This window comes from Nitrosopumilus sp. K4, from assembly GCF_018128925.1.
Classification (GTDB): Archaea; Thermoproteota; Nitrososphaeria; order Nitrososphaerales; family Nitrosopumilaceae; genus HKST03.
Genome location: NZ_CP067007.1, coordinates 586,791 through 606,275, shown reverse-complemented (window position 1 = coordinate 606,275; position 19,485 = coordinate 586,791). Strand labels below are relative to the sequence as shown.

The 19,485-nt window shown below is 34.3% G+C and carries 26 protein-coding genes; 13 read left to right on the top strand and 13 right to left on the bottom strand.

The features are described from left to right. Positions 1–20: 20 nt before the first annotated feature. Entirely contained in the window at positions 21–443 is a 423-nt protein-coding gene (locus NsoK4_RS03545) for a hypothetical protein (RefSeq protein ID WP_211688179.1), read from the top strand. Here NsoK4_RS03545 and NsoK4_RS03540 read toward each other — a convergent pair. Genes NsoK4_RS03540 through NsoK4_RS03530 form a run of 3 tightly spaced genes read right to left on the bottom strand, consistent with a single transcriptional unit; the run spans position 440 to position 1,558 of the window. Continuing rightward, on the bottom strand, positions 440–670 hold the full coding sequence (locus NsoK4_RS03540) for a hypothetical protein (RefSeq protein ID WP_211688176.1): 231 nt from the start codon (positions 668–670) through the stop codon (positions 440–442). The two genes, NsoK4_RS03545 and NsoK4_RS03540, sit on opposite strands and share 4 nt — an antisense overlap. A 41-nt stretch (positions 671–711) precedes the next feature. After that, positions 712–939 carry a hypothetical protein gene (locus tag NsoK4_RS03535; protein WP_211688174.1) on the bottom strand — a complete coding sequence of 76 codons (228 nt, stop codon included), beginning with the start codon at positions 937–939 and terminating at the stop codon, positions 712–714. A gap of 52 nt (positions 940–991) precedes the next feature. Next, positions 992–1,558 (bottom strand): hypothetical protein, encoded by a 567-nt coding sequence (locus tag NsoK4_RS03530; RefSeq protein ID WP_211688885.1) that lies wholly within the window; start codon positions 1,556–1,558, stop codon positions 992–994. Positions 1,559–1,757: 199 nt separating this feature from the next. On the opposite strand from NsoK4_RS03530, the gene NsoK4_RS03525 reads away from it, so the two are divergent. After that, on the top strand, positions 1,758–1,931 hold the full coding sequence (locus NsoK4_RS03525; RefSeq protein ID WP_211688172.1) for a hypothetical protein: 174 nt from the start codon (positions 1,758–1,760) through the stop codon (positions 1,929–1,931). A 137-nt stretch (positions 1,932–2,068) separates the two neighbouring features. Here NsoK4_RS03525 and NsoK4_RS03520 read toward each other — a convergent pair whose 3' ends face one another. Next, positions 2,069–2,284: a hypothetical protein gene (locus tag NsoK4_RS03520; RefSeq protein WP_211688170.1), complete on the bottom strand. Its 216-nt coding sequence runs from the start codon at positions 2,282–2,284 to the stop codon at positions 2,069–2,071. A 96-nt stretch (positions 2,285–2,380) separates the two neighbouring features. On the opposite strand from NsoK4_RS03520, the gene NsoK4_RS03515 reads away from it, so the two are divergent. Further along, the gene (locus NsoK4_RS03515) at positions 2,381–3,091 is read left to right on the top strand and encodes a nuclease-related domain-containing protein (protein ID WP_211688167.1); all 711 of its coding nucleotides are present in this window, start codon (positions 2,381–2,383) and stop codon (positions 3,089–3,091) included. A 9-nt stretch (positions 3,092–3,100) separates the two neighbouring features. On the opposite strand, the gene NsoK4_RS03510 is transcribed toward NsoK4_RS03515, so the two are convergent. Beyond that, a complete protein-coding gene (locus tag NsoK4_RS03510; protein ID WP_211688165.1) occupies positions 3,101–3,628 on the bottom strand; it encodes a hypothetical protein in 528 nt (175 codons plus the stop codon). Between the two features lie 229 nt (positions 3,629–3,857). On the opposite strand from NsoK4_RS03510, the gene NsoK4_RS03505 reads away from it, so the two are divergent. Continuing rightward, entirely contained in the window at positions 3,858–4,610 is a 753-nt protein-coding gene (locus NsoK4_RS03505) for a hypothetical protein (protein WP_211688163.1), read from the top strand. On the opposite strand, the gene cas1 is transcribed toward NsoK4_RS03505, so the two are convergent. From cas1 to NsoK4_RS03485, 4 genes are all read right to left on the bottom strand, one after another. Next, the gene (gene cas1, locus NsoK4_RS03500; RefSeq protein WP_211688161.1) at positions 4,570–5,565 is read right to left on the bottom strand and encodes a CRISPR-associated endonuclease Cas1; all 996 of its coding nucleotides are present in this window, start codon (positions 5,563–5,565) and stop codon (positions 4,570–4,572) included. The genes NsoK4_RS03505 and cas1 overlap by 41 nt on opposite strands. Further along, positions 5,562–6,005: a hypothetical protein gene (locus NsoK4_RS03495; protein WP_211688158.1), complete on the bottom strand. Its 444-nt coding sequence runs from the start codon at positions 6,003–6,005 to the stop codon at positions 5,562–5,564. Before NsoK4_RS03495 ends, cas1 begins: the two co-directional genes overlap by 4 nt. Positions 6,006–6,112: 107 nt before the next feature. After that, positions 6,113–8,305: an elongation factor EF-2 gene (locus NsoK4_RS03490; protein ID WP_211688156.1), complete on the bottom strand. Its 2,193-nt coding sequence runs from the start codon at positions 8,303–8,305 to the stop codon at positions 6,113–6,115. 49 nt (positions 8,306–8,354) lie between these two features. Further along, positions 8,355–9,263 carry a sugar isomerase gene (locus NsoK4_RS03485; protein ID WP_211688154.1) on the bottom strand — a complete coding sequence of 303 codons (909 nt, stop codon included), beginning with the start codon at positions 9,261–9,263 and terminating at the stop codon, positions 8,355–8,357. A gap of 113 nt (positions 9,264–9,376) precedes the next feature. Here NsoK4_RS03485 and NsoK4_RS03480 point away from each other — a divergent pair, with 113 nt between their 5' ends. The 5 genes from NsoK4_RS03480 (at position 9,377) to NsoK4_RS03460 (ending at position 14,376) form a co-directional block, all read left to right on the top strand. After that, positions 9,377–10,204, top strand: coding sequence for an MqnA/MqnD/SBP family protein (locus tag NsoK4_RS03480; protein ID WP_211688152.1), 828 nt, complete (start codon positions 9,377–9,379; stop codon positions 10,202–10,204). Between the two features lie 26 nt (positions 10,205–10,230). Next, positions 10,231–10,521 carry a hypothetical protein gene (locus tag NsoK4_RS03475; protein WP_211688150.1) on the top strand — a complete coding sequence of 97 codons (291 nt, stop codon included), beginning with the start codon at positions 10,231–10,233 and terminating at the stop codon, positions 10,519–10,521. Positions 10,522–10,640: 119 nt separating this feature from the next. Further along, a complete protein-coding gene (locus NsoK4_RS03470; RefSeq protein WP_211688148.1) occupies positions 10,641–13,673 on the top strand; it encodes a matrixin family metalloprotease in 3,033 nt (1,010 codons plus the stop codon). Positions 13,674–13,742: 69 nt separating this feature from the next. Next, the gene (locus tag NsoK4_RS03465) at positions 13,743–14,021 is read left to right on the top strand and encodes a hypothetical protein (protein WP_211688146.1); all 279 of its coding nucleotides are present in this window, start codon (positions 13,743–13,745) and stop codon (positions 14,019–14,021) included. A 40-nt stretch (positions 14,022–14,061) separates the two neighbouring features. Beyond that, positions 14,062–14,376, top strand: a complete 315-nt coding sequence (locus NsoK4_RS03460; protein WP_211688144.1) for an MTH1187 family thiamine-binding protein — start codon at positions 14,062–14,064, stop codon at positions 14,374–14,376. Here the strand turns inward: NsoK4_RS03460 and NsoK4_RS03455 are convergent. Next, positions 14,373–15,470, bottom strand: a complete 1,098-nt coding sequence (locus tag NsoK4_RS03455) for a CofH family radical SAM protein (protein WP_211688141.1) — start codon at positions 15,468–15,470, stop codon at positions 14,373–14,375. The two genes, NsoK4_RS03460 and NsoK4_RS03455, sit on opposite strands and share 4 nt — an antisense overlap. A 79-nt stretch (positions 15,471–15,549) precedes the next feature. Between NsoK4_RS03455 and NsoK4_RS03450 the strand changes: the two genes are divergently transcribed. Beyond that, positions 15,550–15,723, top strand: a complete 174-nt coding sequence (locus NsoK4_RS03450; RefSeq protein ID WP_211688139.1) for a hypothetical protein — start codon at positions 15,550–15,552, stop codon at positions 15,721–15,723. Here the strand turns inward: NsoK4_RS03450 and NsoK4_RS03445 are convergent. Together NsoK4_RS03445 and NsoK4_RS03440 are read right to left on the bottom strand one after the other, a co-directional pair. Then, positions 15,710–16,201 carry a tetratricopeptide repeat protein gene (locus NsoK4_RS03445; protein ID WP_371816018.1) on the bottom strand — a complete coding sequence of 164 codons (492 nt, stop codon included), beginning with the start codon at positions 16,199–16,201 and terminating at the stop codon, positions 15,710–15,712. The two genes, NsoK4_RS03450 and NsoK4_RS03445, sit on opposite strands and share 14 nt — an antisense overlap. Positions 16,202–16,255: 54 nt before the next feature. Next, a complete protein-coding gene (locus NsoK4_RS03440; RefSeq protein WP_211688137.1) occupies positions 16,256–16,483 on the bottom strand; it encodes a tetratricopeptide repeat protein in 228 nt (75 codons plus the stop codon). Positions 16,484–16,606: 123 nt separating this feature from the next. Here NsoK4_RS03440 and NsoK4_RS03435 point away from each other — a divergent pair, with 123 nt between their 5' ends. Together NsoK4_RS03435 and NsoK4_RS03430 are read left to right on the top strand one after the other, a co-directional pair. Continuing rightward, positions 16,607–17,050: an Lrp/AsnC family transcriptional regulator gene (locus NsoK4_RS03435; protein ID WP_211688135.1), complete on the top strand. Its 444-nt coding sequence runs from the start codon at positions 16,607–16,609 to the stop codon at positions 17,048–17,050. A gap of 3 nt (positions 17,051–17,053) precedes the next feature. Next, complete coding sequence (locus tag NsoK4_RS03430; protein WP_211688133.1) at positions 17,054–17,620, top strand: DnaJ domain-containing protein; 567 nt, start codon at positions 17,054–17,056, stop codon at positions 17,618–17,620. Here NsoK4_RS03430 and NsoK4_RS03425 read toward each other — a convergent pair. Further along, entirely contained in the window at positions 17,617–18,021 is a 405-nt protein-coding gene (locus NsoK4_RS03425; protein WP_211688131.1) for a hypothetical protein, read from the bottom strand. The genes NsoK4_RS03430 and NsoK4_RS03425 overlap by 4 nt on opposite strands. Before the next feature lie 138 nt (positions 18,022–18,159). Here NsoK4_RS03425 and NsoK4_RS03420 point away from each other — a divergent pair, with 138 nt between their 5' ends. Next, the gene (locus tag NsoK4_RS03420; RefSeq protein ID WP_371816017.1) at positions 18,160–19,485 is read left to right on the top strand and encodes an HD domain-containing protein; all 1,326 of its coding nucleotides are present in this window, start codon (positions 18,160–18,162) and stop codon (positions 19,483–19,485) included.

Genomic DNA, 19,485 nt, shown 5'->3' with positions numbered 1-19,485 from the left:
GTAAAAACAGAATAAGAAAAATGTCAGATAAAACTTGGGTAGGAGGTATTTTTTTCAAGGATGAAGGAGGGTATGAAATCATCCTAAAATCACTTAACCATTATAAAAAAAGACTAAGAACTATTGGAAAAAGTCCCGAACTGAAAGATTCTGCAGCAATGTTTGCATCCGTTTTGAATCAAGAAGCAATGAAAACAGTTCCAAAAATCGACGAGGCAATACAAAAAATCAAAGATTGTTTATCCGATAACAGTCCAATTAATCAGCTAATTGAAGACATTCCATTTTTTCAAAAAGCACTAATGTGTTATGAATCAGATATCAAAAAAGCACAGGATACGGGGCACGAATATTTTGTACAGTTGGTGCAACTAGATACTGCAAGAAAAGACATACCAATAATAAAAAACGCTCAGGAAAGAATCAACCAGTTTTCAGATTAGAGGCCCTGAATATACCAGTCAAAATAGGGTAACAATGTCTTGCAAAGTTTCTTTTTTTCAGCCTCGTCTGTCACTTCAGAGATTGATTTTATCTTGCCTTGAAGATAATCTTTTGTCAAATCACTTTTGAAATGACTTCGTATTTCATCAACAATTTTTAGAATTTTTTCAGATTCTGTGTTTTCAAAATCTGATCGAATTTGTTGTATTTCCTCAGTCAAGGACATGATATCTTGAAAACAACAACCCGTTATAATTTTTTCAGGAATTACAGAACATCATCATCGTTCCAAGTCAGTCGGAATTTTCCAACCACTCTGAACATTTGTAACTTTCCACCTTTTTTGAATTTTAATTTGTAATTATTCTGAGAGGTGTCATCAATATCCAAAATGACATTGTCATCTAAGGCTTCAAATATTATTGGATTTGTTGAAACCTGTTTCCAGTCCTCAGGGTCAAAATCCAAATAAAATTTTGTGTATAACAGACCCATTTCAACAGCTTGTAAAATTCACTTGAATAAAAAACTAGATCAGAAAAGTATACTAGGCTTTGGGAAGGAATTTGCCCATGCAGCTAAGAATCGTAGGATAGATGCTTTCAAAATCTTTGTCTTTGTGGATAATTTCAATTACTTCAAAAATCAAATGTTGGATCTCCAAGTGTTCATCTATGTACAATGTTTTTTTTGGGTTTTTAATAGAATCCAAAAGGGTGAATCCAGTATCAGTTTGCAGTAAATGCCCAAGTATTGAATTTGCAAGATTAATTTTTTCATCCACATCCTTGTGAGAATAGTCAGTAACCAATCGCTTAACGGAGATTTTTAGGTCATGAAAGGAATCATGGGTGATTTTCTCAAAATGCTGTTGCGCTTTTGCCTCATAGTTTGATACAGGAACATAGAATTTCATATTGCCTTTCATCAGTACAGCAATTACGCCTTTTTCCAGCAAAGAGTCACGAGTTTTCTCAAATGTGTTTTTGGCCATGTATTTCGGTACGATGGTCTTCAGCAACGCATTGTGGTGCAAATCAGGGTTTTCTTTGATACTCTCAAGGAGAATTCTTTCACGCTCAATTGGTTCTAGTCCAGGCTCAAGTTGACTCATCATTTTTAGGTCGACCTTGTGTTACTGAGTTGATTATTAAAAATTCAAAGGCAATATTGTTGGCAAACATGATTAGAAAAGTAAACCTGAGAACCAGAATTCAGGCAATTTTCAAGGTTTGAAAAAATTCACATCTTCAGATCAAAATATTCATACAAAGATCTTTTACTTTTTCAGGGAAGGCTATTTTGAGAGAGTAATGGCCCAAGTATGCATCAGATGCGGTATAGAATTACAGGATTTATCTGAAAAGTTTTGCTCAAAAGCATGTCAAGAGGAGCATTTCAAATATCTGAAAAACCTCATGATGGAAAGCATTGCCAAGGACAAGAATCACACATCTAACTTAGCTTATTGTGTTATTGAAGAGTGATTTTAGAATTTTGCAGAGTATATTTCTCAAATTTGTAAGATCATAAAAATTCCATTTGATATCTGAAGCTTTTTTGTGCCTGAGAAAAAGCTACATTTTGTTACAAAATGGTATGTGTAACAAAAGGTAGCAAAATACTACATTTGTTTTTCATCAGATTCGTAATCTGGGTTGTTTTTTCTTAGAATCTTCACTAGTTCTTTGTAAGCTTCAGGATATTCTCGTTTTAGTCGTTTTAGAAAGGTTCGGTCGCGAGTCTCATCATAATGACCGTCTTCATCAATTCCATCATCTCCTAACTTCCATGAATCATCTATGGGCACATGTGTTTCAGGCCTACGTGGAATGTCCATGTTATTCTTAATTTTATATGAAAATAAGCATTTTGTGATATTTTGTTCAAATGAAACTACCACATCCTTTATTTTCGCTCTCAAAAATTATTATCATTGGCCATAGTTTACGGTCGTGCAGACACTGAAAAGAGATTCCTTGACAAATTACCAAATGAAGTCAAATCAATTAAGGATATTGATAGAGTACAACAAGAGTTTCAAGACCAATTTGACTCAATAAAAGACAAGGGAATCAGAAACAAATTCTCAAGATGGCGCAAAAAACGACAAATAAATAAAATTGAAAAACACATAAACACACCACTTCATTCAGGCACAAAAGGTGAGATTCGTGTTCTGAACACACTATCTAGACTAGATGATCAGTACAATATTTTATGCGGGATTAATCTAGAACTACCTCATCATGTTACATACAATGGTAAACGCAGTCTCAAATCTGCACAGATGGACTTTGTTATAGTATCTCAGAAAGGCATTCAAGTAATTGAAGTCAAAAATTGGTCAGATACTTATATCTTCAAAAATAGAGCGAATGGAGGACTAGAACCACATGAACAAGTAAACAGAGCAGGACGTATTATGTGGATTTCACTCAAAGAGTGGTTTGGAATGGAAAATCCAAATGTTTCAGCAGTACTGTTAACTATACAGGGCAACATGAAGTATGATCCTGCATATCGGTTTGTTGCAGTAAAAGACTTGGTTACTATATTGCCTTGGATTGAAAAGAAAAAAGACATCCTATCAGAAAATGACGTAAAAAAAATTGTCAAGAAATTAGAAAAGTATGTAACAAAATAAAAAATCTAATTATCTGTTTCTATAACGACTCTCTAATTCTAACTTTAGGAAATCTTCGACTTCTTCCAGTAATCTAAGGTATGCTTTGGATTTTACAATGTTTGATTCTCTATAAAACTCGAAAACTTCAGACAAAATTCTATTTGATAAATCCATTTTCCAAATGTCTGTTTTTTGATATTGTTTTGGATTCAATATCGAAGATATGATATATGGTAAAAGATGTTTGTTTGAGGAATTTGTTGAGTTTAATTCTGGAACTTCTGCATAACCAAACATTGTTTTTTCTAATTGATCAGAGCTTGCAATATTGCAAAACAATGAGATGTCAATTAAGCTTCTGTGAACTGATTTTCTGAGATTACTCCAAGATTGTGAACCATACTTTTCTTGGTCATGTTCTATATTTTGTAGCAATTTCTTTTGTGTGGATTTATTGAAAATCCCATAAATTGGATATTGCTCATATAATCTTGTATATGATTTCCGTATATTTTTTTGGATATTTAGTAATAAATCAGCTCTATAATCTACCATTATTCTAGGTATTCTATGATTATCATATAAGTACTTCTTCATTGCATATTGTGTGTGAAAAACATGGAGGTGAATCGTTATAGGAAAAAGCAAAGGCGGAGGATGGCCAAGTAAAAACCATAGAAAACCCTCTGGCGGAGACAGAGACAACAACTAAGTGGATATTTAATTCCACATTTTTTATTTTTAATTTCAATATGCTTAAGTTCATACATTTCATAGTGATCTTGTGAAATTCTTTTGGATAATTTTTTTATCATTGTTTATTGTTCCCGTCTTTGCAGAACCTGTAGTTGAGGAACCTGTAGTTGAGGAACCTGTAGTTGAGGAACCTGTAGTTGAGGAACCTGTAGTTGAGAAATCAAAGCCACCAATTGCTTCTGAAACAATTGTTGGAATTGCATCAGCGATTATTGCTATTACCGTAGGAGGAATTACTTGGCACTATCAAAGAAAGAATCTAGAATTTAATGCATTGTTGCATCTTCACGAATTGCTAAATTCTAAAGACAATAGATCATATAGAAAATATGTTATAGAACGATGGAGTAATTACATTCCAGAGAAAATAATACATGAAGAAGAGTTTCGAGAAAAAGGAGAAAAAATAATGAATGATTGGGATGAAATTGGAATTTTGATTTATAGAAAATTAGATTTAAAAACTAAAAAGCCTGCTAGATTTGGCGGGTATATTCCAAAAGATGTTTTCTTTACGGCATATGCAGGAGCTGTTGTAAATAGTTGGATAGTGTTAGAGGAATTAAAAAATCAACTTTCTAAAGAACGCGATGCAACAATTTTCAAATTGTATTTTCAAAAACTATATGAAGATGCCATGGAATTTAGAGAGAAATTTGGAAGTGGTGAAACAAGTATTCAAAAATTAGATAGAGAAAGAAAGGAAGAACAGCAATCAAAAAAAGAGAAATCGAACGATACTAGAGACAAAACTCAACAAGATCCTGAACCAAAATCTTAGCAACCGTAATTTCTTGAACTGACTTCAAACCATCTTTTGTCTTCTTTCCGTGCCTGAAATCATACTTTCTTTCCTTTGCAAACTGTCTCTCTAGCACCTCCAAAAATCTTTTGATCAAAGAATATTCCAAAACAACAGTTCCGTCTTTTGTATAACTATATTCTTTGAGTTTGATTTGTTTTCTGGAATTTGAATCCCTTGCAATCTCATAGACGGTATAATCGACCAGCCACCTAAACGGCTCTATCAAATCATACACCAACGGCTGAAATCCAGTATGCGAACGATGCATGAATCCAAAATATGGGTCAAGACCAAACCCGCAAACAAATTTTGAAATCTCCCCTGCCAAGACAGAATATCCATAGTTTAGCAAGGCGTTGATGATATCAGTTGCATTGTTTTTGGAGTTTCTAATTTGGGATTGATTTCTAGATGAAAATCCATATTTTTCAGGAATAAATTTAGAAAATTCCGACCAATAGACTTTGGCTGAAAGATGTTCTGTATCAGGCAATTCAGTTATGTCACTACCAATCAACTTGAGTAGTTTTAGTTGAGACTCTTTCTTGGCTTGTATGATTTGCTGTCGCAAATACTGACACTTTGATTCATCTCTGAATGTATCATATTGTGCCATTCTGTATTTTGTTGCAGTAAGTGAATCCATCATGCCATTACAGAATGTTATTGGTTTTCCTTGATTGTCAAGTAGAATGACATTTCGATTATTCTCAGATAATTGCGATAATGCTTCAGTGGAGATGTATCCCTTACCCTGCATCACTATTTTCTCATATGGCATATTTTTAACAGGCCATGATTCAATTTCAGGCTCAGAAAACGGGTCATGATTATCTTTTAGGATGATTTTGGAATTTTTGATAGAGATTGAATGACCATAACCCTTGAGGAATTTTACATTGTAATGATTTTTTTGACCCTTTAATGTCATTTAGTCTTAATTTTTTCTTGTTCGCACCAATTGAACAAATTGGGTGAAAGTTCTTTAATGTATTCTGGATTTGGACTCAATTCAATATGTTTTATAGCATCAGGAAAAGTTTCATTAAAAAATTGTGTAATTTCTTTTGGGATGATTCCAGTTAATGCAAGATGGGCAATTTTTTCATGGAATTGTACAAATTTCCATCGATACATTCGAACCTTGTTTTGTAAAGTCTCAGGTTGTTTTTTTAATTCTGCCCGATCTAATGATGCAATCTTAACAATATCTGGAATGACTTCTTGAATCTGAGTGTATTCTTTCATCAAATCTTGGAATATCTCATAGTGTCTACTTTTTTTATCACGTAAGTTTGTTATTCCATTAAATACCAATGCACCTATCACTCCAAGTGCAGAAACAACTCCAACAATTTCTATTACTTCCATATTTCACAAATTCATACTTTCGTTATAACAATTCTCCTACAAACAATCCTACGCTATAGTTTAGGTCATAACAAACTTTTCACGCACAAAAGGGGGGCTTTGCCTTTTTACTCTTTATCGATGAATTCGTTTGCACCTGGTGGTTCTGGTGCCAGTCCTTTTCTCTTTCTAATGTCAGCAACAGCAGTTGCCAACATGGATTTTGGAACTTCAGTCCATGCCTTAAATGATGTATTCCACGTTGCACGACCTGCAGTTTGGCCTCTCATCTCCTCAGATAGCGTAAATGTTTCAGAAGCTGGAATCTCGCCAGTGACAATACTGGATGCGCCTTTTTGAGACATGTCCAAAACTTTACCACGTTTACCAGAAAGAACAGTTGCAACGTTTCCTACCAAGTCAGTAGGAACACGAACTTCAATTGCCAGTGTTGGCTCCAACACAGTACAGCCAGCAGTAAGCATTGCACCAGTACATGCTCTACGTGATGCAGGACCTAGTTGGGACAAACCTCTGTGGGCAGTATCCTCGTGAGGTACAAAGTGAGTGAATGTGAATTTACAGTCCCTCACCTGTTCTTTACACAATGGACCTTCTCTCATCACTTCATCAAATCCAGAGTTGATTGAATCAGTAGATTCTTGAACAAACTGAACACCTTTTGTACCGTTAATCAAAACATTTCCACGGGAATCAAATCTCATGACTCTCTTAATTGTATCAGTATCCCAGCCAGACTCTTTTAGCAAGTCTGAAACTACTTTCTTGTCTTTCATATCACTGATTTCACCAGTTCTAAGCATGTTAGCGATTTTTGGCTCCAATGGCTCTACTTTCATGAAAATCTTGTTGTGTCTGTTTGGAGATTTTGACATGATTGGTTCACATCCACCCTTGACAGTTTCTCTATAGTTAATCAAGGGCTCTGAGGTTACAATCTCAACTTTAGCATCCTGAATACGGTGCGTTGCAACATCAAGGTGCAATACACCCATTCCAGCTACAATTGTTTCTCCGCTTTCCTCATCAATTTTTACAATAAGGTTTGGGTCTTCAATTGTTAGTTGTTTGAGCACCTCAACTAGTTTAGGTAAATCTTTAGGATGTTTTGGTTCAATTGCAATTTGCACAACAGGTTCTGAGACATACTTTACTCCCTCAAACATCGGAATGTCTTTTACAGAAGATAGTGTGTTACCTGCTCTTGCTTCAGTCAGTCCCAAAAGTGCAGGGATGTTACCTGCTCCAAGTTCTCCGACTTGTTCTCTTTGGTTTCCCATGAAAAAGTTCACAGATTGAACTCTTCCTTCTCGTTTAGAATCAATTATGTTAATTGTCTGACCGTCTTTGATTGTTCCAGAGAACAACCTACCAATTGCAACTGGACCAGCTGCAGGATCTAAAACCATGTTTACAATCATCATGATTGTTGGACCATCGTCTTTACATGCAAGAAGAGCTTTTCCGACATCAGACTCCAAGTCACCCTTCCAGATTTGAGGAATTCTGTACTTGACTGCATCTTGTGGAGCTGGATGGTGTTTTACAACCATGCCCAAAACGGCATCTGCAAGAGGTGCCTTTTCTACAAGGTCGTTAACTTTTTCATTGGTATAAGCATCAATAACATCTTTGAATGTGATTCCTCTCTCTTTCATGATATCAACGTTGATTGCCCATCTGTCTTTTGCAGAACCAAATGTAACGCTTGCGTCTTGGATGGATACCTTCCATTTGTCTTTGTATTCTGGTTCAGCATAGGTCTCAACTAATTGGTTAAAGTTAGATACAACTTCGGCTAGTTGCTGTTGCATTTTTTCAGGTGTCAGTCGAAGCTCTTTGATGAGTCTGTCTACTTTGTTGATAAACAAGACAGGCCTTACTCGTTCTTCAAGTGCCATTCTAGTCACAGTTTCTGTCTGAGTCATGATGCCTTCAACTGCATCACATACAACTACTGCACCGTCAATTGCCCTGAGGCTTCGAATTACCCTTCCACTAAAGTCTACGTGTCCAGGAGTATCAATCATGTTAATTACGTATTCCTTGCCTTTTTGAGAAAAGAGCAAGGTAACGTTTGCCTGATAAATTGTAATTCCTCTTTGTTGCTCCTCTTTATCAAAGTCCATTGCCAATGCCTTTCCAGCAGCAGATGGGGCGATGATTCCAGAATAAGCCAAGAGACTGTCACTCATGGTTGTCTTTCCATGGTCAACGTGCGCAATTACACCAAAGTTACGGATTTGGTCCTTGTTTTTGATAATTTTCATAACTTCGCCAGTTGACTTGAATTTTACCATATTCGCAAACCCTAGTATTCAGCTATTAAACCTTATGAGAAAATTTGGATCAGTAGATCATGTTGTCACTGACACTGCGAAGTTTTTTTGCCAAAACAAAATTACAGTCCAACTGGCCTCTTTTTTTGGCTTCAAAAAGCGGCAGTGTTTGTGAAAAATAAGTGTAGTAAAGAACATGAGTGATCTTATTTTTTGATTTTATGTTAGGATGAAGTACATTTAATCCAATTTTTTTCAGGTTTTTTGCAAGTTGAATGTTATGAGGGTTTTTTTCTTCAAAAATTATCACAGTGTCTCCCTTTTTGGCAGAAAACAATTCCATATGAGAAAATTGTTCTAATCGTTCAAAATGTGCGTCATATCCTAGGAGTTCATAGAATTTTGCAGCGCAGTACATTGCAAGCGGAAATGTCATAGAGTTTCCAAGAACAAATATCCTCTTGGAGAATCTTGATTTTTTGGCATCAGAAATTGCCTGTTTGTAGATTTTTTTATCATCAGGAATTGAGATTTTTGTAACCAAGGATATGCAGGTCAATGCACTGTCCAAGAAGCTTATGCTGCCTGCAGTAAACACGTCAGAGTTGGGAGATTTCAACAAGATAGAGTGTGTACATGCCTGAGATAATTTGCTGTTTATGTTAGCAGTGATTGCAATTGATTTTTTGGCAACTTTTGCTACTTTGATGTTTGAAATTGTTTTTCCAGATATAGATACAAAGTAGACAGATTTGTTTTTTGTAATGTGTTTGTTTTTTAGCAAGTCCAACGGATCAAAAGATTTTACTCTAAAATCAGAAAAGTATTCTGCAAGCATTGCAGATGCTAAAGAATCGCCACTTCCAGTAAAAATCACATTGTTTTGCAAATGGTTTGGCAGTGGCTTTTGTTTTTCAAATTTTTTTAAAAAATCAGATTGTTTTGCAATATCACGCTCATATGCTTCAAGTGTTTTCAATGATTTATCATAAAATATAGCATATATTAGAAAAACGATTGTTTAGATCAAATCTTATGCATTCTAGATGAAGGGTGGTTTTGATTTTTATTACGAACAAAAAGAAATCAATTATGGAAATTTCTGTAGGACACACTCCAGATTCAGATGACGCATTCATGTTTTATGGCATGTTTACAGGAAAAGTACAATCACATGATTTCAAAGTCAATCACGTAATAGAAGATATCGAAAATCTAAATAAAAAAGCAACCAGTCCGCAATTAGATGTAACAGCAGTTTCAGTTCACGCATGTGCATACATTCCAGGGTATACAATTTTGAGAAGTGGTGGAAGTTTTGGAATAGGTTATGGACCAATAGTCACAGCAAGAAAACAAATGACCGTAGACGAGATAAAAAAATGCAAAATTGCAATACCAGGAAAAATGACATCGGCATTTTTGCTGCTTCAATTAATGATTGGAAAGTTTGATTATGTTGAGATGAATTTTAGCGATATTCCAGATGCAGTAAAAACAGGCAAAGTGGATGCAGGATTAGTCATACACGAAACACAATTGTCTTATGAACAAGAGGGAAATGTCAAAATTTTAGATGTTGGCGAATGGTGGGACAAGGAAACAAACGGACTACCAGTACCTCTAGGAATTAATGTCATGAGAACAGACTTGGGAATGGAAACAATTCACAAATTTGATCAATACTTGCAAGCATCAATTGAGTACGGGTTGGCACATATGGAAGATGCGCTTGAATATGCAATGCAGTATTCAAGAGGAAAGCCAAGAGATTTGATTGAGAAATTTGTAAAAATGTATGTTAACGAAGTTACTGTAAATATGGGAGATAGCGGGGAGCAATCAATTAGAAGACTCTTTGATATGGCAAAAGCAAAAAATCTCGTACCAGACTTTGAATTGAGTATAGCCATCAAGTAATTATAAGATTAAAAAAAGATAACATCATGGGCGACGGAATCGGAGGACCTGTCATGGGGATTTTAACAAACAATGCTTTTCAATTACTTGTGAGCCATGTCCGAAAAGACAACAAAGAAGAGTATGGAAAAACTGAGAAAATAATCATAGCAAAAATAGACAACCCTGATGACCCTCAATACAAGGAAACGACACAAGAGGATTTAGAAAGGGCACTTAAAGGAAAGTTTGTCTCATGCAATGTCCAGTACAGAGACTCTAAAACAGATGCACTAGTGTGCAATGTTTTTGTTCAAAAACCTCCAGAAGGATTCTAAGTGTTCATCAGAAATAACAAAAAATCCAACCTCAGAAATAAGCACAGTATGTCATTTCATTTAAGAACACACAGGATCATTTATCAAATCCCAGACTAATTCACATTGAGAGGGTACAGGTGCGGATAGCGTTACTAGTATTATTGATGATCGTAGGTTCGATTCCTTTTTCAGGATTTACACAAACATTTGCTGAAAAAAGCGAAGTTCCAAACTGGGTAAAAACCACATTGGCACTTTGGAGCGAAGGAGAGATAACCAATGAAGAATTTGTCAGAGCAGTAGAATATCTCTCACAGAGAGGAATTATCGATATTTCAATTGAAAATGATGAAAAAATCAAACGAGAGATGGAATACCTCAAAGCAAAAAGCGAAGTGTTCAAAGAAGAAACAAAGAAACTGCGTGAGGAAAATAAAGAGCTAAGGATCCTGGTAAAAAGTCAAGAAATTACAAAGTCAGGCAAAATCCCCACAACGATGACAGAAATGTTTGAAGAGTATGACGCACTGCAAAATGAGATCAAAACATTAAGAGAGACAAACAAACAGTTCTCAAAACAAATTGATTCATGGATTACAAATAACGGCATTCCAGAACAACCAATAGCATCAAAATCAACAAGCAGTCAATTAGAACAGATACAGTCAGATCATGCAGACCAGTTAAACAATATGAAAATAGAAAATAAAGAGCAAATAGAAAAAATTAGCGACTTAGAAGAACAAATCAGACAGTATCAAAATAACATTGAGATTCTAAAAATAGAAAATCACGACAAAGCAGAATTGATTTCGATTCTAAAAGAAAGAAATCAAGAAAATAGAGACAACGTAAACCAACTAATTCAAAGTGAGGAAACATATGAAAATATCATATCTCAAATAAAAAATGAAAATTTTATTCAGAGGCAAAGAATTGCAGAATATGAAAACAAAATTGCAACTTTGGAAAATATTTTTGAATTAAAAGATTCAGAAACTGTAAACAATCAAAAAATCATAGAAGAGTTAGAAGACAAAAACAAAGGATTTTCAAAAATCATAGAGAACCTAAAGGGCCTAAGCGAACAGCAAAAATCAGAATTAGTTTCATCATCAATAGAACTAGAGAAAACTAACAAAATAATAGATTCACTCCAAACACAAATCCAAGATTATGAATCAACCATCAAAAAAACAACAGATGAATCTAAGATTCTAAGAGACAAAATTACACAGTTACAAGATGAGAAAGTTCAGCATCAACAAAGGATTTCAAAGTTAGAGCAAGAAAATACCGAACAACGAAAAACATTGGTAGGCATAATGAACGATTCACGTGAATCAAGCCAGGTTGCATCATCACTAAACAATCGCCTAACAGAGGTTCAGGGAATAATTGACAATTTGGAACAAGAAAATAATGAGTATAGAGAAACCATCAAAGAGTTAGAAAATGAAAATATCCAAAAAAACACGTCATTAATTTCTATGAAAAATACAATTGATGGTTTAAACAGCATAGTATCAAATTTAAATTCAAAAATAGACAGTTATGAAAACACAATTTTAGATCTTGATGAAAAGAACAAACAACTTCATAACGAAATAACATCAATACAAAAAGAAAACAATTCTGAAAATAATTCCCTAGTCAGACAATTACAAAAAGAAAAGAGCGAACAGCAAAAAATTATCACATCAATGAAAATAGAGATGGAGGAATCAAACAATTTGATTAATACATTAAATTCAGAGATCACATCATACAAGAAACAAATTCAAATGTTTGAAGATGAAAATTCTAAATTCAAAAACGAAATCATTGAAATGAAATTAAGTAACAAATACCAAGAAGATTTGAAAGAAAAGCAGTTCAAAACAGAATCAGAAAACAATCAGATGGTAAAACTACTAACTGACGAGAACAAACGTTATCAAATAGAGATAGAAGAGTTAAGAAAAGAAAGAGTAGAATTAGAAAACACAGTAAACTCTGCAGAACAGAAAAACACTGACAATGTTATAAAAATATCAGAAATTCAATCTGAAAATACAAAAATGAGAAAACAAGTTGAAATGTTACAATCAGAAATTAAACAAAAACACGAACAGATCACCATGCTAAAAGAGCACAAAGAAAAGGATCAAGTAAAAAACATTCAGAACACTCCTGTCAACAAGCCAGATATCAACAATGACAAACTGTCCAAGGAAAATGACCGATTACTTGTCGAATTAAACTATCTAAAGGCAAAGAGCCTCATTAATGACGAAGAAATTGATACCCTTAGAACGGAAAATGAAGAATACAGGATTTTATTGAACCTCTTAAAGAAAGGGCAGAAATCAGTCACAGGTATTGAGAATGTAGACCTTGACACCATCAGTGAGAAAGAAGGTGTGGTAATTTACAAAACAAGCAAAACAGAGAAAAACCTACCAAATGATTGGATTGGGAAGGTAGATAATTCAAAAAAATACAACGTGTATGTTGAACCAATACCAAATTGGTCAAAAGATTTCTCTTCGGAAATGATGACAGCACTAGAGTTTTGGAGTAAAACTGCAAATGTTGAATTTGAATTAGTTACAACACCGTCATTAGATACAGTCACAGTCAGTTGGGAAAAAGATATGAGAAACGAATATGACGGATACGTTGTAAATCAAAAAGACGTCACAGTTAGCCTAGGAAGCAATGATTGTGACGGAAAATGGAAGCCGTATAATTCAGAATCAATTCAAAATATCTTAATTCATGAAATCGGTCACGTTGTAGGATTAGAACATGCAATTGACAAATCAAACATAATGTATCCGATGATCGATGATGCTAAATTTGAATCAATCAATGAACAACGCACAATACCACAAGGTACATCCGTATTCATCAAAGGATGTTCATTTAGTTCAGATCCAAATTACAAATATGATGTCCAAGTTGCAGATTCAAAAAAGGTAGATATTTTCTTTGTACCGTCAATAGAAGAAAAAATCAAAGTAGATTCAGGAGAGCCATTTGACTATTATTCGGACATAGGCTGTATTGGAATAGACAAATCAAGCAAAGCAGGAGTTTGCAAGGTTGCAGATTCTGCAGGAATTTTAATTGTCAATTCAAACAATTCAGAAAGTGTTTCAGTCAACATATCATTAGAAGAACAATAAAATTCAAAAAAATCAAGATACCTAGAAAATACCTAATATATGATAAGCACAGACAATCCATGATAAGAGATGCTAATTGATAAAAAAATCCTGTCAGGAGGAATTGCAATGTTAGTTGTGGGGGGAGTGTTGCTAGTATATCTAAACTCCCAGGTACCCATAGGCAAAGCAGACATGACAGATGAAGAAGTTCTTGAACTCATGATCAAAGAGCAAGAGAACCAAGATTTGACTACCCTCGCAGGCATATTATTTGGAGTGGGGTTTTTGTTGGTATTGATAAGTTTTGGAGCCAGAAGGAAAAACAAGGGCAGTGCAGTCAAGCAAGAAAAAAAACCAGCATCCTAAACATCAAACACTTTAATCTCAAAATCACAAAACAACAGTAATGATCAATGCAGAAATCAGCATTTATCCAGTAGGAACCAATTCAACTAGCGCAAGTTTTTACATTGCAAAAGCGATTGAATCAATTCAAAATATTGAAGGTATAAGATACGAGATCAATCCAATGGGGACGGTTTTAGAATCAGATAACATTGACACAATTTACGAAGCATCAAAAAAGATGATGGAAGTAGTTCACAATTTAGGGGTTAATAGAGTAGAAGTAGTTTTGAAAGTAGATTCAAGAAAGGACAAACATGTAAAAATGGAAGAAAAACTCGAATCAATTAAAAAACAGATGAAATTACAGGATTAGAAGTTTCTAATTATGTTGAAATAAGTATCACGTTGTGCAGGTTTTCTGTCAATTTCTTTCACCATTGTAGCTAACTCTTCAATTGATGAGGCAGTTGGTTTTCCTGCAGCACGGTATATTTCTTCAGAAAATGCAGTTCCTACCAAATCATTACCTCCATTAGACAATGCAACTTGTGCAAGTTTTTTTCCATATGCAACCCAATAAACAGAAATGTTATTTAGAACATTTGCAAGCATCAATCTAGACAATGCAATAATTCGCAGATCATAAACAGACGAACACTCGTTATTAACTAAATGTTCTTGCTCTAGTTCAGTATTATCAAGACTAAATTTTAGAGGAATTAATGTGATAAACCCGCCTGTCTTTTTTTGTAATTCCCGTATTTTGATCAGATGATCAACTACATGTTCAGGTTTTTCAATGTGCCCATAAAGCATCGTCACATTACTTTTGATTCCAAGATTATGGGCTTCTTCAATGGTATCAAGCCATTGTTGGCCAGTACATTTTCCCCTAACAATTTTTCCACGGATGTCAGGATGAAAGAGTTCGGCCCCTCCGCCAGGCATAGTATCAAGTCCAGCAGTTTTTAGACGAGATAGAATTTCTTTAACAGAGTTCTTCGTTAGTTTTGAAAGATAAAAGATCTCAGCAGCTGTTAATGCTTTTATTTTTAATTCAGGATGATTTTTCTTTATGACTCTCATCATGTCTTCATAATACTCCAAAGGAAGTTTGGGATGAAAGCCCCCAACAATGTGCACTTCGGTTGCCCCCATATCTTTTGCAATAGATACACGTTGTTCAATTTGTTCAGGAGAAAGCGTGTATGCATCATCAGCACCATCTTTTCTATAAAATGCACACATTTGGCAACTTGCAGCACAAACATTTGTGTAATTCATGTAATAGGATGCAGCAAATGTTACAGTGTCACCAATAAGATTTTTCCTAGCAATATCGGCAACAGAGCCCAACATGTGAAGATTATCATAATTCATCAGTTCCAAACCGTCTTTGTAGGACAATTCTTCACCAACAATGGCACGATCAAGGGCCTGAGAGTCACCTACTAATTGTTCTAACACACTTTTTGTCATTTGTATTAGGATATATTCCTTAACCGTTTTTCTGAAGAATTAAGTATGAAGAAAACATTGAAAAATCATGGTCCTTCCACTTGTTGATGAGAACAATCCAAAATGCTACTATTGCCATGAAGGTTTTGAGAACATTGAAAAATTAAGAGAGCATCAAAAATCAGAACATGAAGAATTGATCAAATCAGAGGACAAAAACATCAAAAGAGAGCCAGCACCTGGCGACGTCACTGTGTTTTAGATTTTTCTTTTAGAGAGTTCAACAAATCCTGAGCCATCTCTTTGCTAACTTTTGCTAGATCATAATCAGCATCAATAGACAATGCTTTTTTGAAGTGCTTTAGAGCAGATGAAAGATCGCCCATTTCCCCCAGTGACAATCCTTTGTATGCCAAAGCCATAGCATGTTTTTTATCAGTTTTTAGTACTTCATCATAACAAAGGACTGCATCTTCAAAATTTCCAAGAGTGTGTAAAGAAGAACCTTTGTTAATCAAAGCATCCAGATTCCCAGGATCAATTTTCAATGCTTTATCATACAATCTAACTGCTTGTTTTAATCTCCCAATATTTTGAAGTGTGACTGCTTTGTCAATTATTACACGAATGTTTTTTGGTTCTTGTTTGAGCGCCAAATCATACAGTTCCAAAGCTTCCAGATAATTCCCATCTTCACATAGTTCGAAGGCCTGAGCCAACATTGCATCTATAGATGACACCACAAGGAATAACAGTTTGTCAATAATATAGATTGACTATTTGTCAAGAGGCAGTCAAGATGCAAATTTGTCTCTAGGATCAATTTCCAGAGATTTGTTAAAGCACTCTAGTGCCTCTTCGTAACGGCCAATGCTCCTAAGCGTGACGCCTTTAAGATTCCACAATTCAGGATCATTCTGATTCAACAATAATGCCTGGTCAAAATAGCCCAAAGCATCCTCAAAATTCCCTTCTTCTAAAAGAGATTTACCTTTTGAAATTAATGCAGTAATTTCATCCACAATAATCAGAGTTTCTCATTTGTATTAAATTTGAAAAGATGAATTTTGGCACAAATTCAGAATTAAACAGATTTTCATTAAATTACTGAAAATTTAAATGCATTTTTGATTTTATCATGATTGATGAAATTGGATGAAACAGATGAAAAAATTCTTAAAAATTTGATGGTAGATGCAAGACTCTCAGCAAGACAACTAGCATTAAAACTTGGGATGTCAACTGTGACAGTTTTATCACGAATAAAGAAGTTAGAAAAAGAGAAAATAATCAAAGGATATACAGCCACAATTGATCATGAGAAGTTAGGGTATATCCTTACTGCAATTATAGAAATAATTGCAAAAAAAGACAAATTAGTAGACATCGAAGAAAAATTAGCCAGTTTTGAAAACGTGTGCGGAGTGTACGACATTACAGGTACTGCAGATACATTGATTATTGCAAAATTCAAAGCAAGGGATGAATTAAGTGAATTTGTAAAGAAACTATCATCAATTCCAAATGTTGAAAACACAATAACACATCTTGTTCTAAATACAGCAAAAGAAGATTTTAGATTATCATAAGAAATGAAGAAGATAAGTAGTGCAATAATAGTTGTTTTACTAGTAAGTTCAACCAGTATTGTTTTTGCCCAGAATAACGAATCAAAAGAATTGCAGATGGAATTAATTGTATCAGATGAAGAAAAAATTATTTTATTTATAGGATTTACAATTGCAGTAATTGCATTATTCCTATATCTTGCAAGAGACATTATTTTGAGAAGAAAAACATCTTATGATTCTGAAGATATGGAATCAAAAAAAGACAAAACATATGAAAAATACCATTCAGATTGGTCTGATGACTATGAAGATCTTGGAAAAAGGAAAAACACCAAAGAAGACAAGGAATTCAGAGAAGCCTTGGAAAATTCAGAGCTTCCAGACTACTACGAGGTTTTAGAGATATCGCAAGATGCAACACAGGAAGAAATAAAAAAACAATATAGAGCATTAGCCAAAAAACTACATCCAGACAAAACAAAAGAAAAACAAACTGAAGAAATCATGATAAAAATCAATGAGGCATACGAAGTTCTTTCAAACCAAGAGTTAAGAGAAAAGTACGACAAATATTTTAAATCACGTTAGTCAGATTCTAGTTTTATTAGAATCATGTTTAATTCGATTTGGTCTGGGTGTTGTATGCTATTAGTAAGATTGGTATAAAGTGTCAAGTTTTTCTTTTGTCCGTTCAAATCAACATCTGTTTTAATTTTAATTTCTCCAAAATCAGTGTTTGGTCCCAGCATTGTTTTAGACAAAAGTGGAATAACGGAAAGGTCATGAACAATGCCTTTAACTTTGTATGCAAAGGTATCTGAAAAATACACACCACCACGGGTAGTTGGGGCATTAACAGGAGTAGGAGAGTTTTCTATAACCACATCATCAAGCGAATACGACTGATCATTTAGATACAAAGTGTATTTGAGTGATGAATTTCCATTGATATTCATCAAAGTTTTGAGCAGATCAGAGTCCACAGACATCAAAAAAGGCAAAAGTACAATTCTATTGAATCTTTCTAAATTTTGCAAAAAAAAGTGCTAAAAATGGAATAATTCTTTAGATAAATTTTCAGAAATACCACATACATCTTTAAAAATAGGGAAAGTGTTTTTGAAATATTGCAGGAATTTGCTACTCCACTATCAATGAGAAATGAAATTTTGAGCCTCATTGTAGAAAGTGGATTAGAAGGCGATTGTTTTACTGAAATGCTAGATTACACTATAGAATTATTTGAGACTCAAGGATTGGGGACAGACTACTACGGATATCACAACATCAATCATGAGTTAGAAGTAACATACATTGCATTACTTTCTGCTAATCTCAACAATGATGGTTTAAACAAATTCTCAAAAGAAGATCTAAAGTACCTGTATGCAGCAGCATTGTTTCATGATTTTGATCCTCAAAAAAGTGTGGATAAACCACACGAAGAAAGTGTTTTGAAATTTCTCTCAATGGATCGAAAATTACGAAAATTGCTAGATGATGCAAAGTTAGATTTAGAAATAATTAAAGTTCTGATTTTAAGAACAACGTATCCATGGAGTGGCAAATTAAAAGCAAATGCTGAAAGCCAGATAAAAGAATGTTTTAGGAATTCAGAACTTACAAGAAATGACGAAGAGCTTCAAGAACATATCATGAAACTTGGATGGTATCTTTCAGTAGTAGATAGAATTAGCGGATATGCACTAGGGGACTTTTCAAAAGCGATGGAGATGGCAAAGATGAATGCTCATGCATTAGCATGGAGACCATCATTAATCGTACGTAGTTCTGTTGCATATTTTGAAGAATTGCTAAATAAAGAAACTGAAATGTGTAAAACAATTTTAAAATCACTTCCAAAACAAATGAGAAAAAACTTCTTTGACACAGTTTTGTCTTTTATGCATATTAGACAACAAGAGATATCAATTCAAGCAAATTATGCATATGAAAATCTAAAACTAGTACCTACGATAGAAAAAATGACGACAAGAGAGGACCCAGATTTTATCAAATCAGTATATTCAATATTTTTGGAATTGCCCAAGCCATTACAATTCAACAAAGACAAATTTGAAGAATCAGTTAAAAACCCAAACGTGATTTTGAACACATTAAGAGTTAATGACAAAAATGGAGAAATCGTAGGATTTGCAAAAGGAGGACCGCTAGAAAGCTATCAGTTAAGACCTGAGATCAGAGATGAAAATTACGGTCTGAACAATACGGTGTTTCTAGAACCACTAGCTCTGAAAATGGGTTATTGGGGATTAAAAGGAGGTAGCGAAATGAGACATCTGTTCATCATGCAAGCACATTCAAAGAAATATCAACACCTAACCAGTTTTGCCCTAAGAGATGTAATTAGGGCAAGGATAGACAAAGAAGATGCAGAGTTTGTAACACTTTTTGATCCAGAACGTTGGGACTATTATAGAATCAAAATTTAA